At 59.1% G+C, this 14,952-nt stretch carries 14 protein-coding genes and 1 tRNA gene; 8 read left to right on the top strand and 7 right to left on the bottom strand.

The window, feature by feature from the left end:
• Window positions 1–79: 79 nt before the first annotated feature.
• The 7 genes from ABIE32_RS07905 to ABIE32_RS07875 all read left to right on the top strand — a co-directional run bounded on the left by ABIE32_RS07905 (window position 80) and on the right by ABIE32_RS07875 (window position 6,970).
• Window positions 80–1,009 carry a polyprenyl synthetase family protein gene (locus ABIE32_RS07905; protein ID WP_429015147.1) on the top strand — a complete coding sequence of 310 codons (930 nt, stop codon included), beginning with the start codon at window positions 80–82 and terminating at the stop codon, window positions 1,007–1,009.
• Window positions 1,010–1,388: 379 nt separating this feature from the next.
• Window positions 1,389–3,125: a type IV-A pilus assembly ATPase PilB gene (pilB, locus tag ABIE32_RS07900; RefSeq protein ID WP_429015113.1), complete on the top strand. Its 1,737-nt coding sequence runs from the start codon at window positions 1,389–1,391 to the stop codon at window positions 3,123–3,125.
• A gap of 20 nt (window positions 3,126–3,145) precedes the next feature.
• Window positions 3,146–4,366, top strand: coding sequence for a type II secretion system F family protein (locus ABIE32_RS07895; RefSeq protein WP_429015111.1), 1,221 nt, complete (start codon window positions 3,146–3,148; stop codon window positions 4,364–4,366).
• Between the two features lie 2 nt (window positions 4,367–4,368).
• On the top strand, window positions 4,369–5,232 hold the full coding sequence (locus ABIE32_RS07890) for a prepilin peptidase (RefSeq protein ID WP_429015109.1): 864 nt from the start codon (window positions 4,369–4,371) through the stop codon (window positions 5,230–5,232).
• A gap of 18 nt (window positions 5,233–5,250) precedes the next feature.
• On the top strand, window positions 5,251–5,874 hold the full coding sequence (coaE, locus tag ABIE32_RS07885) for a dephospho-CoA kinase (RefSeq protein WP_429015107.1): 624 nt from the start codon (window positions 5,251–5,253) through the stop codon (window positions 5,872–5,874).
• Between the two features lie 9 nt (window positions 5,875–5,883).
• Window positions 5,884–6,639, top strand: coding sequence for a cell division protein ZapD (gene zapD / locus ABIE32_RS07880; RefSeq protein WP_429015105.1), 756 nt, complete (start codon window positions 5,884–5,886; stop codon window positions 6,637–6,639).
• A 118-nt stretch (window positions 6,640–6,757) separates the two neighbouring features.
• The gene (locus ABIE32_RS07875; RefSeq protein WP_377779952.1) at window positions 6,758–6,970 is read left to right on the top strand and encodes a DNA gyrase inhibitor YacG; all 213 of its coding nucleotides are present in this window, start codon (window positions 6,758–6,760) and stop codon (window positions 6,968–6,970) included.
• Window positions 6,971–7,158: 188 nt separating this feature from the next.
• Here ABIE32_RS07875 and ABIE32_RS07870 read toward each other — a convergent pair whose 3' ends face one another.
• From ABIE32_RS07870 to secA, 4 genes are all read right to left on the bottom strand, one after another.
• Entirely contained in the window at window positions 7,159–7,638 is a 480-nt protein-coding gene (locus ABIE32_RS07870; RefSeq protein ID WP_429015103.1) for an NUDIX domain-containing protein, read from the bottom strand.
• An 18-nt stretch (window positions 7,639–7,656) separates the two neighbouring features.
• A complete protein-coding gene (locus tag ABIE32_RS07865; RefSeq protein ID WP_429015146.1) occupies window positions 7,657–8,553 on the bottom strand; it encodes an ATP-binding protein in 897 nt (298 codons plus the stop codon).
• 264 nt (window positions 8,554–8,817) lie between these two features.
• Window positions 8,818–10,047: a bifunctional glutamate N-acetyltransferase/amino-acid acetyltransferase ArgJ gene (gene argJ, locus ABIE32_RS07860; protein WP_429015102.1), complete on the bottom strand. Its 1,230-nt coding sequence runs from the start codon at window positions 10,045–10,047 to the stop codon at window positions 8,818–8,820.
• A 94-nt stretch (window positions 10,048–10,141) separates the two neighbouring features.
• A complete protein-coding gene (gene secA / locus ABIE32_RS07855) occupies window positions 10,142–12,883 on the bottom strand; it encodes a preprotein translocase subunit SecA (protein WP_224150178.1) in 2,742 nt (913 codons plus the stop codon).
• A gap of 209 nt (window positions 12,884–13,092) precedes the next feature.
• Here secA and ABIE32_RS07850 point away from each other — a divergent pair, with 209 nt between their 5' ends.
• Window positions 13,093–13,431, top strand: coding sequence for a hypothetical protein (locus ABIE32_RS07850; RefSeq protein WP_429015100.1), 339 nt, complete (start codon window positions 13,093–13,095; stop codon window positions 13,429–13,431).
• Between the two features lie 92 nt (window positions 13,432–13,523).
• Here ABIE32_RS07850 and ABIE32_RS07845 read toward each other — a convergent pair.
• From ABIE32_RS07845 to ABIE32_RS07835, 3 genes are all read right to left on the bottom strand, one after another.
• Window positions 13,524–13,599 (bottom strand) — tRNA-Thr (locus ABIE32_RS07845).
• Between the two features lie 49 nt (window positions 13,600–13,648).
• Window positions 13,649–14,170, bottom strand: a complete 522-nt coding sequence (locus ABIE32_RS07840) for a ClpXP protease specificity-enhancing factor (protein WP_429015098.1) — start codon at window positions 14,168–14,170, stop codon at window positions 13,649–13,651.
• An 81-nt stretch (window positions 14,171–14,251) separates the two neighbouring features.
• Complete coding sequence (locus tag ABIE32_RS07835; protein ID WP_184707100.1) at window positions 14,252–14,863, bottom strand: glutathione S-transferase N-terminal domain-containing protein; 612 nt, start codon at window positions 14,861–14,863, stop codon at window positions 14,252–14,254.
• Window positions 14,864–14,952: the final 89 nt, after the last annotated feature.

Here is a 14,952-nt window from a genome sequence, read left to right as displayed (position 1 = left end):
TAAAAATACCGAGATAGCCGCCTTGTCCGAGTCCAACACCACCACTCAGCCCCATCCTCTCAGCCTGGTCGCCGACGACATGCGTCAGGTGGACGCCGTCATTGCCCATCGGCTGAGCTCCTCGGTTCCACTGATTGGAGAGATCGCGCACTACATCATCTCGGCAGGCGGCAAACGGCTGAGGCCTGCATTGCTGCTGATGGTGGCCGGTGCGCTGGGCTACAAAGGCGAGCAGCGCTTCAATCTCGCAGCTGTGGTGGAATTCATTCACACCGCCACCTTGCTGCACGACGATGTGGTTGACGAATCGACCATGCGACGCGGCAAACCGACGGCCAACGAGAGCTTTGGCAATGCAGCCAGTGTGCTGGTTGGCGACTTTCTGCATTCGCGCGCCTTCCAGATGATGGTGGATGCCGACAGCATGCAGGTTATGCAGATCCTCTCGGAAGCGACGAACATCATCGCCGAAGGGGAAGTGCAGCAGCTCATCAACACCCACAATGTGGATCTGGATGAAGCAGGCTATCTGACCGTCATCCGCTCCAAGACCGCCAAGCTCTTCGAAGCCAGCGCACGCCTTGCCGCCGTACTGGCGGGCTCGGACGCAACAGTGGAGACTGCCTGCGCTGGCTACGGCCGCGCGCTGGGCACCGCATTCCAGGTGATCGATGATGCGCTGGACTACGACGGCGACGCCGAAGTGATGGGCAAGAACATCGGCGACGACCTTCGCGAAGGCAAGGTCACCCTGCCCCTGATCATCGCCATGCAACGTGCAACAGCGGCAGATCGTCAATTGATTGTGAGTGCCATTGAAACAGGCGCTACCCCGCATATGGCTGAAATTGTGCAGATGGTCAAAGCCACCGGTGCGCTGGATGCCACCCGCGCTGCGGCAGGCCAGCAGGCCCAGGAAGCCATCGACTGCCTGGAGCATCTCCCCCAGAACACATTCACCGAAGCCTTGCGCGGCCTGGCTTCGCAACTTCTCACGCGCCGGGTATAAGAACGTGTTTACGATTTCCTCGCGCCGCGACAGTGGCTTTGCGGGGCGTCCCTAACCGGGCGTCCCCAAACCCACTGTCCCTACGGGTTGGAGTGAAATCGGGCGATTTCTGCGCACTGTCCCTTGCTTGCACCCCGGTGCAAGCTGTGGCCCACCGCTTCGAATTCATCCCGATTGCACTCCAGCGCGGCTGCGTAGAGATCGTAAATACGTTCTTAGCACGGCCAAGGCCACCACGGCTTGGTCAATGAAGGCAAACTGTCGTACATCCACTGCAGACAGGCAAGGAGAGCCGGGCTTTTTTTGTTAAATCTCCGAACAACTGCTACAGTTTCCGGAATACGCAGAGAGGCTATCTACGATAGGCGTAACCGATTACATGGCTGACAACACCACAATTTCTCCAGCACCATCCATTGCACTGCCGGGCATCGCCCGTGCCTTGGTCGCCAGCGGCAAGCTTCCGCTGGCCAAGGCCGAGGCTTTGTATGCCAGCAGTATCAAGAGCAAAAACAGCTTCATTGGAGAACTGGTCGCTAGCGGCGCTGTTTCAGGCATTGATGTCGCCACCATCATTTCTGCCGTCTACAGCGTCCCGCTGATTGATCTTGACGCGATCGATGCAGACCGACTGCCCAGCGGGCTGCTGGATGTCAAACTGGCCTCCGCCAACAAGATCGTCGCACTCGCCAAGCGCGGCAATCGCCTGGTGGTAGCCACTGCAGACCCCACCGACCACTCTGTGGCGGAACAGATCAAGTTCAGCACGCAACTCAGCGTGGATTGGGTCGTTGCCGAACATGCCAAGGTAACCAAGCTGCTCGAATCGGTCGCCAAGCAAGGGGGCGACAACCTCAACGACATGGTTGGCGATGTCAATCTCAATGAGTTCGAGATTTCGGACGAGACGGACTCTACCGACAAGAGCGCCAACGACGAGATGGACGTCGAGGACGCTCCCATCGTCAAATTCCTACAGAAGATGCTGATCGATGCATTCAATATGCGCGCATCCGACCTGCATTTTGAGCCTTACGAGCACAACTACCGCATTCGCTACCGTATCGACGGCGAACTGCGCGAGATCGCATCGCCGCCAACGGGTATCAAGGACAAGCTCGCCTCCCGCATCAAGGTCATTTCGCGCCTGGACATCTCCGAAAAGCGCGTGCCACAGGATGGCCGCATGAAGTTGAAGATCGGCGCTGACCGGGTGATCGACTTCCGTGTGAGCACCTTGCCAACCCTGTTTGGCGAGAAGATCGTGATCCGTATTCTGGACCCGAGCAGCGCCAAGCTGGGCATTGACGCCCTTGGCTATGAGCCCGTTGAGAAGGAGCGACTGCTTGACGCCATCAAACGCCCCTATGGCATGATTCTGGTGACGGGCCCGACTGGCTCGGGCAAGACCGTGTCGCTCTATACCTGCCTCAATATCCTGAATACGTCGGCGGTCAATATCGCCACGGCAGAGGACCCTTCGGAAATCAACCTGCCAGGCGTCAACCAGGTCAACGTCAATGAAAAGGCGGGCCTGACCTTCGCGACGGCCCTCAAGGCGTTTCTGCGACAGGATCCCGACATCATCATGGTGGGTGAAATCCGTGATCTGGAAACGGCCGATATCGCCATCAAGGCCGCACAGACAGGTCACCTGGTGCTCTCAACGCTGCACACCAACGACGCCCCCACCACGCTCACTCGTATGCGCAACATGGGTATTGCGCCGTTCAACATCGCGTCCAGCGTGATCCTGATCACCGCTCAGCGCCTGGCGCGGCGCCTGTGCCCCAACTGCAAGCGCCCGACGGAAATTCCGCACGAGAATCTGCTGGAAGCCGGATTTACCGACGAAGATCTGGATGGAACCTGGATGCCCTATGAGGCGGTCGGATGCGATGCCTGCAACAATGGTTATAAGGGGCGGGTCGGCATCTACCAGGTGATGCCCGTCTCCGAAGAAATTCAGCGCATCATCCTGCGCGACGGCAGCGCACTGGAAATCGCGGAACAGGCCGAGCTGGAGGGCGTACGCTCCCTGCGCCAGTCTGGTCTTCACAAAGTCAAAAAGGGATTGACCTCGCTGGAAGAGGTTCTGGCCGTCACCAACGAATAAAGCAATGAGGGCAGGGAGAAATGGCAACAACCGTCAACAAAAAAACATCGAACGAAGCCGTTTACGAGTGGGAGGGTAAAGACCGCAACGGCAAGATCGTGCGCGGCGAAACCCGCGCCGGCGGCGAGAACCAGGTAGTCGCGTCCTTGCGACGCCAGGGCATTTTGCCGTCCAAGATCAAGAAGCGCCGCATGCGCTCGGGCAAGAAGATCAAGCCCAAGGACATTGCGCTCTTCACCCGCCAGTTGGCGACCATGATGAAGGCAGGCGTGCCATTGCTGCAGGCCTTTGACATTGTGGGCCGTGGCAGTACCAACGCCAGCGTGACCAAGCTGCTCAATGACATTCGCAGCGATGTCGAATCGGGCTCGTCGCTCAGTACCGCCTTCCGCCGCCATCCGATGCAATTCAATGCCTTGTATTGCAATCTGGTGGAAGCTGGGGAAGCCGCCGGTATTCTGGAAAGCCTGCTGGATCGCCTGGCCACCTACATGGAAAAGACCGAGGCGATCAAGAGCAAGATCCGCTCGGCGCTCATGTATCCAGCGGCGGTGATCATCGTTGCTTTCGTGGTGGTCTCCATCATCATGATCTTCGTGATACCTGCTTTCAAAGAGGTGTTTTCGTCATTCGGCGCTGATTTGCCGGGTCCCACACTCATCGTGATGGCCATCAGCGACTTTTTCGTCAAATACTGGTATCTGATTTTCTTCGGCATTGGCGGCGCCGTATATTTTTTCCTCCAGGCCTGGAAGCGCAGCGAAAAAATGCAGCGTTTCATGGACCGCTGGCTGCTTCGCATCCCTATTTTTGGCCCGTTGATTGAAAAGTCCTGCGTAGCACGCTGGACCCGCACGCTGTCGACCATGTTTGCGGCAGGTGTTCCGCTGGTGGAAGCCCTGGACTCCGTGGGCGGCGCCTCCGGCAACTCGGTATTTGCTGTCGCCACCGAAAAGATCCAGCAAGAAGTCTCCACAGGTACCAGTCTGACCGTGGCCATGGCCGATGCCAATGTGTTTCCGTCAATGGTCATCCAGATGTGTGCCATTGGTGAGGAGTCAGGCTCTATCGACCATATGCTGGGCAAGGCTGCGGACTTCTACGAAGCCGAGGTGGACGAGGCCGTTGCCGGCCTGTCCAGCCTGATGGAGCCCATCATCATCGTGTTCCTGGGCACGCTCATCGGCGGCATCGTGGTCTCCATGTATCTGCCCATCTTCAAGCTCGGCCAGGTGGTGTAAGCGTGTCGGATAGTTCCTTGTACGTGGCCTTGTTTGCGCTGCTGGGTTTGCTGGTAGGCAGTTTTTTGAATGTGGTGATCCACCGCTTCCCGATGATGCTGGAGCGGCATTGGAAGCAGGACGCTCAGGCGCTTTTGGCGGGAGACGCAGATGCCCCCGGCGTGGAGGACAAAGCTGCTGCTGAACGCTTCAATTTGAGCACCCCTGCTTCGCGCTGCCCGCATTGTCAGCACCAGATCCGCTGGTTCGAGAATATTCCCATCGTCAGCTGGCTGTTCCTGCGCGGCAAATGCAGCCAGTGCAAAACAGGCATCTCCGTGCGCTACCCCTTGGTGGAATTGGCCAATGGACTGCTGTGGGCCTACTGCATTCATCGCTGGGGGCTGACTGCCACTGGCGCCGCCTGGTGTTTTTTCTCGTCCATGCTGCTCACCGCAGCCCTGATCGACTGGGACACAACCCTGCTGCCAGACGACCTGACTCTGCCGCTGCTGTGGGCCGGACTGCTGTGCAGCGCACTGGGCTGGATTCCGGTACCCATCAAGGATTCGCTTTATGGAGCCGCCGCAGGCTATCTGTCGCTGTGGAGCATCTATTGGGCCTTCAAGCTGCTGACTGGCAAGGAAGGCATGGGGTATGGCGACTTCAAGCTGCTGGCCGCATTGGGCGCCTGGTTTGGCTGGCAGGCGCTCATTCCCATTGCGTTGTTCTCTTCCGTAGTGGGCGCGGTGATTGGAATCGGCCTCAAGGTCTTTTCCAGCCTGCGTGAAGGCGGCTATATGCCGTTTGGCCCCTTCCTGGCAGGTGCTGGCTTCTTGGTGATGTGGTTTGGCACCGGCATCATTGACCGCCTGCTGCAGCCCTGATTTACGGATCAAAAGGCGATGAAACCCCGCATCGGCGTCACAGGCGGTATCGGCAGCGGCAAGAGCACGGTCTCCGAGCGGTTTGCGCAACTGGGCTGCGCCGTCATTGATGCCGATCAGATCGCACGTGGCCTGACACTGCCGGGCGGTGCCGCCATTGCGGCCATCCAAATACAATTTGGCGCGCATTTCATCACCCAGGATGGCGCGCTCGACCGCGCCCAGATGCGAGAAGCCGTTTTCAGGGACCCTTCCGCCAAACAGCAGCTGGAAGCCATTCTTCACCCCTTGATTCAGCGCAGCATCTTTGATCGCTATGCGGATGCGTGTTCGCACAGCGATGCAAGAATGGTCATTTTCGATATTCCGCTCCTGGCCGAATCGGGCCAATGGAGCCCACGACTGGACCAGGTCATCGTCGTGGACTGCGAGGAGCGCACGCAACGGGCCCGCGTGCAGGCGCGCAGCCAGCTTTCTGCCGAAGCGGTGGATGCCATCATGGCGCAACAGGCCAGCCGGGAACAGCGCCTGCGCAAGGCCGATTGGGTCATCTGGAATGAAACGCTCTCGTTACAAGCGCTAGGCGATGAGGTCCTGGGCCTATACAATGAATTGATAGCAGCCCTTGCGCTCCAACACTGACGTCTTTCTGTGATTGTTTACGAGTACCCATTTAACGAACGCGTACGCTCCTACCTCCGGTTGGAGTATCTGTTGCGCCGGTTGGATGTACTTCTGCAACGCAGCACCGATGTTGACCACCATTTCGCCATCACCACGCTGTTCGAGATCATGGATGTGGCCTCGCGCACCGATCTGAAGGCCGACCTGCTCAAGGACCTGGAACGCCAGCGCCAGCAGTTCAACGCCTACCGTGCCAGCCCCATGATTGCCGTCGACATGCTCGACAAGGTCATTGCCCAACTGGACAGTGCCCACACACAGTTGCGCGAGCAAAACGGCAAGCCCAGCCAGTTGCTGATCGAGAACGAGTGGCTGATGGCCATCCGCAACCGTTCGGGCATCCCGGGTGGCACCTGCACTTTTGACCTGCCCAGCTACCACACCTGGCTGCATGCGGACAGCGAATTGCGACGCGCAGATCTGCAACGCTGGACCGAGCCTTTTGCGCCACTGGCAGGTGCACTCTTTCTGTTGCTCAAGCTGTTTCGCGATTCCGGCACCCCACAGCGTATTGCCACCATCCGCGGGCAGTTCCAGCAAAACCTGCCCCAAGGCCGCACCTACCAGTTACTGCGCCTGCGGCTCGACCCGGAAGCCGCTCTGGTGCCCGAAATCAGCGGCAACCGGCTGATGATCTCGATCCGCATGCTGCACAAGGCCGACAACGGCCAGATGGTGCTCACCCAGCAGGACGGTCAGTATGAAATGGTGCTGTGCGCTTGATCGATTGATTTTTTGCTGAAAACTGGCTGCAGCGTACAGCTGATATGTGCTGATTGCTATGGTTTTCTAAAAGCATACGCCTCAGCAATGGTTGAGTGGCCCCGCCTACAATCACTGCATGAGTATGACCACGGACCACGCCACCCCAGCCATCACCTGCCCCCAGTGCGGCGGCCCCTCCAGTTTTGCCAAGAGCAACCGATTCCGCCCGTTCTGCAGCGAACGATGCAAGATGATTGACCTGGGAGCCTGGGGCAATGAGGATTTTCGCGTGCCCGCCGAATCTCCGCCGCTGGATGCGCAATATGGCGACCCGCGCCACGAAGACTAGCCGAATCGAGTCATCGCAAGGGCGCCACGCAAACGGATTCACCGGGGCTTCTGCCAAAAAGAGAGCTGAAAGCGCTTGGCTACATTGGCATTGACTGTATTACCTATCTCAATCCAAGTAACAGCAAGCACCATCAGCTATATGTTTTGATGCACCACTCACTGCATTCTGGTGCATAGCGTGCCCGGTTACTGCCCTTCCACCAGGGCTGCATTGGCGTACTGCGCCACATCAAACGGCAGCCCGCGCTCTTCGCTCAGCCATTGCAGTACCGGAAAAGATCCCTCCAGCACCGGCCGCACGGTCAGCGGCAACTGTTGCCAAGACATCTGCTGGCCTTCGCGCATCTCGAATTCGCCCGTCCATTGCGTTACCTTGCACCAATGCAGGCGCACCAGCGCGTGCGTGTAGCTATGCTCCGTCACCTTCCAGGCGATGCAGTTGGCAATGGTGATACCCAGCTCCTCCTGCAACTCCCGGCGCAAGGCCTGCTCCACCGTCTCACCTTCTTCCAGCTTGCCGCCGGGAAACTCCCACCAGCCCGCACGCGGCTTGCCCGCCGGGCGGCTGGTGATCAGCAGGGCGTTGTCGCTCTCGCGGATCAGCACGCCCACGGCCACTTCCGTGTATTTGCGTGGCTCTGCGCCAGTTGTGGATAACTCAGTCACTTTTCACCCAATTTCTGTTCAATCTTCTTCAGCCTCTTCGCCCAGATCTGCCACGTCGGCAATGCGGGCTCGGCCTTCCGCCTGGCGGTTGGCTCCGCGCCCCGCCCAATCGCGTGCAAACTGGTGCGCCACCCGGCCGCTGCGCGATCCACGCTCCAGCGCCCAGACCAGCGCCTCTGGCCGGGATGCTTCAATCTCGTCCGCAGGCACGCCCAGCGCCGACAGCCACTGGGCCACCACACGCAGGTACTCATCCTGGCTGAAGGGGTAGAAGCTCACCCACAGGCCAAAGCGCTCCGACAGCGAAATCTTCTCTTCCACCACTTCACCCGGGTGGATTTCGCCGTTCTCGCCCTTTTGCTGCGCCAGGTTGTCCGTCATGTATTCAGGCAGCAGGTGGCGCCGGTTGCTTGTGGCGTAGACCAGCACGTTGGGCGTGGCAGCGCTCACCGAGCCATCCAGGATCGATTTCATCGCCTTGTAGCCGGGCTCGCCCTCTTCAAAGCTCAGGTCATCGCAATAAATGATGAACTTCTCGGGGCGGCCCGCCACCACATCCACAATATCGGGCAAATCGGTCAGGTCGGCCTTGTCCACCTCGATCAGGCGCAGCCCCTGGGGAGCGTAGCTGTGCAGGCAGGCACGGATCAACGAGGACTTGCCCGTGCCGCGCGCACCCGTCAGCAACACGTTGTTGGCCGTTCGCCCTTGCACAAACTGCTCGGTATTGCGCGCAATCTTGTCTTTCTGAACATCAATGTTCTGCAAATCACTCAATTGCATGGCCCCTACGTGGCGCACCGGCTCCAGCACACCGCAGCCGTTGGCGCGCTTGCGGTAGCGCCAGGCAATCGCGTCATTCCAGTCGGCCGGGGCCTGGAGCGCCTGCGGCAGCACCGCCTCGATACGCTGCATCAGTTGCTCGGCACGCACCACCAGACGCTCCAATGGAGAAAAAGAGGAATCCAAGGACACGGTATCTGTCTCCGATTTACTATATTTTCAATAGCTACCAGCGCTTGACGGGTAGGCGCCAGAACGCAATAACGCTTAAAAATACCACAATACAAAGTACAAAGGGCCCGTAGGCCCTTGGTGGTATGTCGCAAGCTGCGGAGGCTGCCTTTCCCACTACAGAGGGGCGGCCAGGCCGGGATCCGCAGGTGCTGGCTGCACTGCTCAGGAGCGATAGTCGGCGTTGATGCTGACGTAGTCGTGGCTCAGGTCGCAGGTCCACACGGTGGTATTGGCTGCGCCACGGCCCAGCTGTACACGCACGATGATTTCCTGCTGCTTCATCACGCGCTGGCCATCGGCTTCTTCGTAGGATGGGTTGCGACCGCCCTTGGTAGCCACATGCACATCGTCCAGGTACAGCTCGATCCTGGTCTGGTCCAGGTCTTCAATGCCGGCATAGCCCACGGCGGCCAGAATGCGGCCCAGGTTGGGGTCGCTGGCGAAAAAGGCGGTTTTGACCAGTGGCGAATGGGCAATCGCATAGGCCACCTGGCGGCATTCTTCCTCGGTGCGGCCCTGCTCCACCTCGATCTGGATGAACTTGGTAGCCCCTTCACCATCGCGCACAATGGCCTGCGCCAGCTTCTGCGCAACATCGCGCAATGCAGCCATCAAGGCCTGCCCGTCGGCGCTGTTCCAGTCGGTCACCGCCGCATTGCCAGCCTGGTTGGTGGCAACCACAACAAACGAGTCATTGGTCGACGTGTCGCCATCAATTGTGATGCGGTTGAAGGACTGGTCTGCCAGTTGTTTGGCCAGCGCGGGCAGCAGTGCCGCATCAATGGCGGCATCCGTTGCCAGAAAGCTCAGCATGGTTGCCATGTTGGGGCGGATCATGCCGGCCCCCTTGCTGATGCCGGTGACATGCACCGTCTTCCCGCCCACCACGGCCTTGGCAGAAAAGGCCTTGGCAATGGTGTCGGTCGTCATGATGCCCTCAGCCGCCTTGGCCCAATTGCCAGGCTGAGCGTCTGCGATGGCGGCGGGCAGGCCCGCAGTGATACGGTCCACCGGCAGCGGCTCCATGATGACGCCGGTCGAGAACGGCAATACCTGTTTGGCATCGATTTTCAGCAAGCCGGCCAGTGCGTCGCAGGTGGCGTTGGCACGGGCCAGCCCGTCCGTACCCGTGCCTGCATTGGCGTTGCCTGTGTTGATGACCATGGCTCGAATGGCGCCCTGCACTGCCAGGTGCTCGCGACAGATCTGCACGGGCGCCGCACAGAAACGGTTTTTGGTGAACACCCCGGCCACGTGGCTGCCTTCATCGAGCAGAAATACGGTCAGATCCTTGCGGTTGGCCTTGCGCACACCGGCCTCCGTCACACCAATGCGAACACCTGCGATCGGTGCCAGATCCTGCGCCACAGGGGCTTTCAAATTGACGGGCATGTCAGTCTTTCAAAAATGAATGAGAAAGAAGGGAAAAACCAAGAAAAAACGGGCTCTGCACCTGTCAAAGCCCGTCTTCTACAGCATTACAGTGTCAAGCGAGTTTACCGTGGCAGAGCTTGAAACGTTTGCCGCTGCCGCACGGGCAGGGATCGTTGCGGCCCACGCGCATGCCCTCGGGCAGCGCCAGCGGCTCCATGGCTTCCGCCTCTTCCGCCGAGGGCTCCTCCGCACCACTGTAGTGGACGCTGGTGCGGGCATTGCTTTGCTCCAGCTGTTCAGTGGCTTCGTCAAGCTGCTCGGGCGAGCGGATCTGCACCTGCATCATCACGCGCGTGACCTGACTCTTGACGTGGTCGATCAGCTGGCGGAACAGCTCGAATGCTTCGCGCTTGTACTCCTGCTTGGGTTGCTTTTGCGCATAGCCGCGCAGATGGATGCCCTGGCGCAGATAATCCAATGCAGCCAGGTGGTCACGCCACGAGGAATCCAGCGTCTGCAGCAGCACGGCACGCATGAACTGCATGAAGTTTTCCTTGCCCGCCTGCTCCAGCTTGCTGCTGAAGATGCGCGCGCCTTCGGCGACGACCTTTTCCTCGATCTCTTCGTCGGTCAGCGATTCGGAGCCGTCCAGCAGTTGCGCCAGTGGCAAGTCGATCTGCATCTCTTCGCGCAGCGCCTTCTCCAGGCCCGGCAGGTCCCACTGCTCTTCCATCGACTGCTCGGGCACATACTGGCGCACAATGTCGGCCAGAGTGCTGTCGCGCATGCCGTCGATCATGGGCGACAGATCAGCGGAGTCCAGAATTTCATTGCGCTGCTGGTAGATGACCTTGCGCTGGTCATTGGCCACGTCATCGTATTCCAGCAGCTGCTTGCGCATGTCGAAGTTGCGCGCTTCCACCTTGCGCTGTGCGCTTTCGATGGAGCGGGTCACGATACCTGCTTCAATGGCTTCGCCATCGGGCATCTTCAGGCGTTCCATGATGGCCTTGACCCGGTCGCCCGCGAAAATGCGCATCAACTGGTCGTCCAGCGAAAGATAGAAGCGCGAAGAGCCCTTGTCGCCCTGACGGCCTGCACGGCCGCGCAACTGGTTGTCAATACGGCGCGATTCGTGGCGCTCCGTCGCAATGATGCGCAGACCACCCAGTTCGGTCACCTTGTCATGCTCCAGCTTCCACTCGGCGCGCAGGGCTTCTACCTTGCTCTTGCGCTCCGACTCGGACAGCGATTCGTCGGACTCGATGGCGGCAATCTGCTTTTCGATGTTGCCACCCAGCACGATGTCGGTACCACGGCCAGCCATGTTGGTGGCGATGGTGATCATGCCGGGGCGGCCTGCCTGGGCAATGATGTCGGCCTCGCGCTCGTGCTGCTTGGCGTTGAGCACCTGGTGCGGCAGGTTTTCCTTCTTCAGAAGCTCGTCGATGATTTCCGAGTTTTCGATCGAGGTGGTGCCCACCAGCACCGGCTGGCCGCGCTCGTAGCACTCGCGGATGTCGGCAATGGCGGCCATGTATTTTTCGGGCGTGGTCTTGTAGACACGGTCGAGCTGGTCATCACGTTTGCTGGGGCGATTCGGCGGAATCACCACGGTCTCAAGACCGTAGATCTCCTGGAACTCATAGGCTTCTGTATCGGCCGTACCCGTCATGCCACCCAGCTTGGCGTACAGGCGGAAGTAATTCTGGAAGGTGATCGAAGCCAGCGTCTGGTTCTCGGCCTGGATCTCCACGCCTTCCTTGGCCTCCACAGCCTGGTGCAGGCCTTCGCTCCAGCGGCGGCCCGACATCAGACGGCCGGTGAACTCGTCCACGATCACCACTTCGCCGTTCTGCACCACATAGTGCTGGTCGCGATGGTAGAGGTGCTCGGCGCGCAGCGCCGCAAACAACTGGTGCACCAGGGTGATGTTGGTGGGGTCGTACAGCGAAGCGCCTTCAGCGATCAGGCCCTTCTCGGCCAGAATACGCTCGGCGGCCTCATAGCCCGCTTCGGTCAGATTGATCTGGTGGCCCTTTTCATCGACCGTGAAATCGCCCGGTTTGGTGACGCCTTCACCCGTACGCGGGTCGGCTTCGCCTTCCTGGCGGGTGAGCAGCGGCACCACGGTGCGCATGGCCAGATAGGCCGCCGTATGGTCTTCGGCCTGGCCGGAAATGATCAATGGGGTGCGGGCCTCGTCGATCAGGATCGAGTCCACCTCGTCAACGATGGCGAAATTCAAATGGCGCTGCACGCGCTCCGTCTTGTCCTGCACCATGTTGTCGCGCAGGTAGTCAAAGCCGTATTCGTTGTTGGTACCGTAGGTGATGTCTGCGTTGTAGGCAGCCTGCTTTTCATGCTTGGGCAATTGCGACAGGTTGATGCCCACCGACAGCCCCAGGAAGTTGTAGAGGCGACCCATCCAGGTCGCATCGCGTGTGGCCAGGTAATCATTCACGGTCACCACATGCACGCCGTTGCCTGCCAGCGCATTCAGGTACACCGGCAAGGTACCGGTCAGCGTCTTGCCCTCACCTGTGCGCATTTCAGCAATCTTGCCGTAGTGCAGGGCCATGCCGCCCAGCATCTGCACATCGAAGTGGCGCATCTTCATCACGCGCTTGGAACCCTCGCGGACCACGGCAAACGCTTCCGGCAGGATGTTGTCCAGCGATTCGCCCCCGGCAATGCGGTCCTTGAATTCCTGGGTTTTCTGGCGCAATTGCTCGTCGCTCAGCTTTTCGTACTCTGGCTCCATCGCATTGATGCGCGCCACGACCTTGCGGTATTGCTTGAGCAGGCGATCATTGCGACTGCCAAAAATTTTGGTGAAGAAATTGGTTGCCATGCGAACAAAACCACGCGGCGCAAATCAGCACTGGTGCCAACTCCGCCGCGCGACCGGAATTCCTAGTGATTAGTGTTGTGTCAGATGGAGACTATGCACCCGGATTCAATACCGGCTGCACCACCTGCCAAATAAAACATTCTACAACCCTGACTAGAATACGTCGTGGCAGCTGCGCCAATCCATGGTCATCTGCCAGCGCACAACCTATGACACCCTCCAACCGCAGGCATTACGCCATCACCGTCGAACAAGCCGCCAGCGAAGCGCCAACACTCGCCAGCCTGGCCGCGCTGACACGCGAATCCTCCACCCGCTACAAGCTGGTGGAGTTCCTGGTGCCTCCGATGCTGCGCCCCTCCATCAAACCCGGCCCCATTGACGGGGATCAATGGTGCCTGCTGGTGGCCAACAATGCCTGCGCCGCCAAGCTCAAGCAGCTGGTCCCCGCCATGGCCGCACACTTGCGCGTCAAAGGCTATCCAACGGCCGACATCCGGCTGAAAGTGCTGGGCCAAGGGACAAATCGCCCCTCCACCTACTATTAAATCAGTAGCATTCTGCGTGCACCCATCATCGCCAAAGACCCATTTAGGCAATAAAAAAGGCCTGCATCGCAATGCAGGCCCTGGAATTGGGATGGTGCCGATTATCGGAATCGAACTGATGACCTACCGCTTACAAGGCGGTTGCTCTACCAACTGAGCTAAATCGGCAACATTCGGCATTCTATACGCGAAAGCGCGCAAAAAAGCCGAATTCTGCCTATTTCACCAACTTGAGCGAAGGTTTGCCAGCCTTGGGGGGCTTGCTTGGTCCATCGCCCTCGGGCGGAGCCGTGTCGTCACTGGACGATACGACCTGCATCACCGGCGGCGAGGAAGCCGAAGCATCGGAGACATCCTCCTCATCAGCCGAACCTTGCAATGCCTGTATTGCAATATCTGCGTCGTCGTCCAACAGATCCTCTGGTGGCGGAAAGCCCATACCCTGGCCGGTTTCACGCGCAAAAATGGCAATGACGCGGCTGACTGGCACCATGATTTCACGCGGCACACCGCCAAAACGGGCAGTGAACTCAATGTAGTCATTGCCCAGCTTGAGCGCATTGGTGGCGTCGTAGCTGATGTTGAGCACGATTTCACCATCTTTGACAAATTCGCGCGGCACCTGCACGGTCTTGTCCACCCGCACGCTCAGATAAGGCGTGAGCCCGTTGTCGTTGCACCACTCCACCCAGGCGCGGATCAGGTAGGGCTGGGTCGAGGTTGTCTGGATTTCACTCATTCGGCACTTTCTGCTTGTCGCCCGGGCAGCCGCGCAAGGCCAGCTCGGGGAGCCCGGCCGCCAAGCCGGGCCAGGCGATCATTACTTGCGCATCACCTTTTCCGAAGGCGTCAGTGCCTCAATGTAGGCAGGGCGCGAGAAAATACGCTCGGCGTACTTGAGCAGAGGCGCGGCATTCTTCGACAGTTCAATGCCGTAGTAGTCCAGGCGCCACAGCAGCGGAGCAATAGCCACATCCAGCATGGAGAAGTTCTCGCCCAGAATGAACTTGTTCTTCAGGAACACTGGTGCCATCTGCGTCAGGCGGTCACGAATTTGCGAACGTGCCTTTTCCAGCGCCTTTTCATTGCCCTTGGCCGCACGCTCTTCGAGCGTGTGCACGTGGGTGAATAGCTCTTTTTCGAAGTTCAGCAGGAACAGGCGCACACGGGCACGCTCCACAGGGTCACCGGGCATCAGCTGGGGATGCGGGAAGCGCTCGTCAATGTACTCGTTGATGATGTTCGATTCGTACAGGATCAGATCGCGTTCCACCAGAATGGGCACTTGCCCATAGGGATTCATCACGCTGATGTCTTCGGGCTTGTTGAACAGGTCCACATCACGGATTTCGAAGTCCATTCCCTTCTCAAACAGCACAAAGCGGCAGCGGTGGGAGAAAGGGCAGGTCGTTCCCGAATAAAGCACCATCATGGTGGAAGGCTCCTAAAATCAAAAAGAGTGGGTAGCAGTCAATGCCGCCCACTCTACACAAATCGGCAACCAGAATTCAAGCCCTGAAA

It is taken from the genome of Comamonas sp. 4034, from assembly GCF_050434545.1.
In the GTDB taxonomy this organism is placed as follows: Bacteria; Pseudomonadota; Gammaproteobacteria; order Burkholderiales; family Burkholderiaceae_C; genus Comamonas; species Comamonas odontotermitis.
Note: the sequence above shows the minus strand (reverse complement) of the source record. Positions and strands in the feature narration are given on the sequence as shown.

Bases quoted from the DNA above. Each gene is read 5' to 3' on its own strand.
- ABIE32_RS07905 (WP_429015147.1), top strand. From the start codon at position 80: ATGCGTCAGGTGGACGCCGTCATTGCCCATCGGCTGAGCTCCTCGGTT.
- pilB (WP_429015113.1), top strand. From the start codon at position 1,389: ATGGCTGACAACACCACAATTTCTCCAGCACCATCCATTGCACTGCCG.
- ABIE32_RS07895 (WP_429015111.1), top strand. From the start codon at position 3,146: ATGGCAACAACCGTCAACAAAAAAACATCGAACGAAGCCGTTTACGAG.
- coaE (WP_429015107.1), top strand. From the start codon at position 5,251: ATGAAACCCCGCATCGGCGTCACAGGCGGTATCGGCAGCGGCAAGAGC.
- ABIE32_RS07875 (WP_377779952.1), top strand. From the start codon at position 6,758: ATGAGTATGACCACGGACCACGCCACCCCAGCCATCACCTGCCCCCAG.
- ABIE32_RS07865 (WP_429015146.1), bottom strand. From the start codon at position 8,553: ATGCAGCGTATCGAGGCGGTGCTGCCGCAGGCGCTCCAGGCCCCGGCC.
- argJ (WP_429015102.1), bottom strand. From the start codon at position 10,047: ATGCCCGTCAATTTGAAAGCCCCTGTGGCGCAGGATCTGGCACCGATC.
- secA (WP_224150178.1), bottom strand. From the start codon at position 12,883: ATGGCAACCAATTTCTTCACCAAAATTTTTGGCAGTCGCAATGATCGC.
- ABIE32_RS07850 (WP_429015100.1), top strand. From the start codon at position 13,093: ATGACACCCTCCAACCGCAGGCATTACGCCATCACCGTCGAACAAGCC.
- ABIE32_RS07840 (WP_429015098.1), bottom strand. From the start codon at position 14,170: ATGAGTGAAATCCAGACAACCTCGACCCAGCCCTACCTGATCCGCGCC.
- ABIE32_RS07835 (WP_184707100.1), bottom strand. From the start codon at position 14,863: ATGATGGTGCTTTATTCGGGAACGACCTGCCCTTTCTCCCACCGCTGC.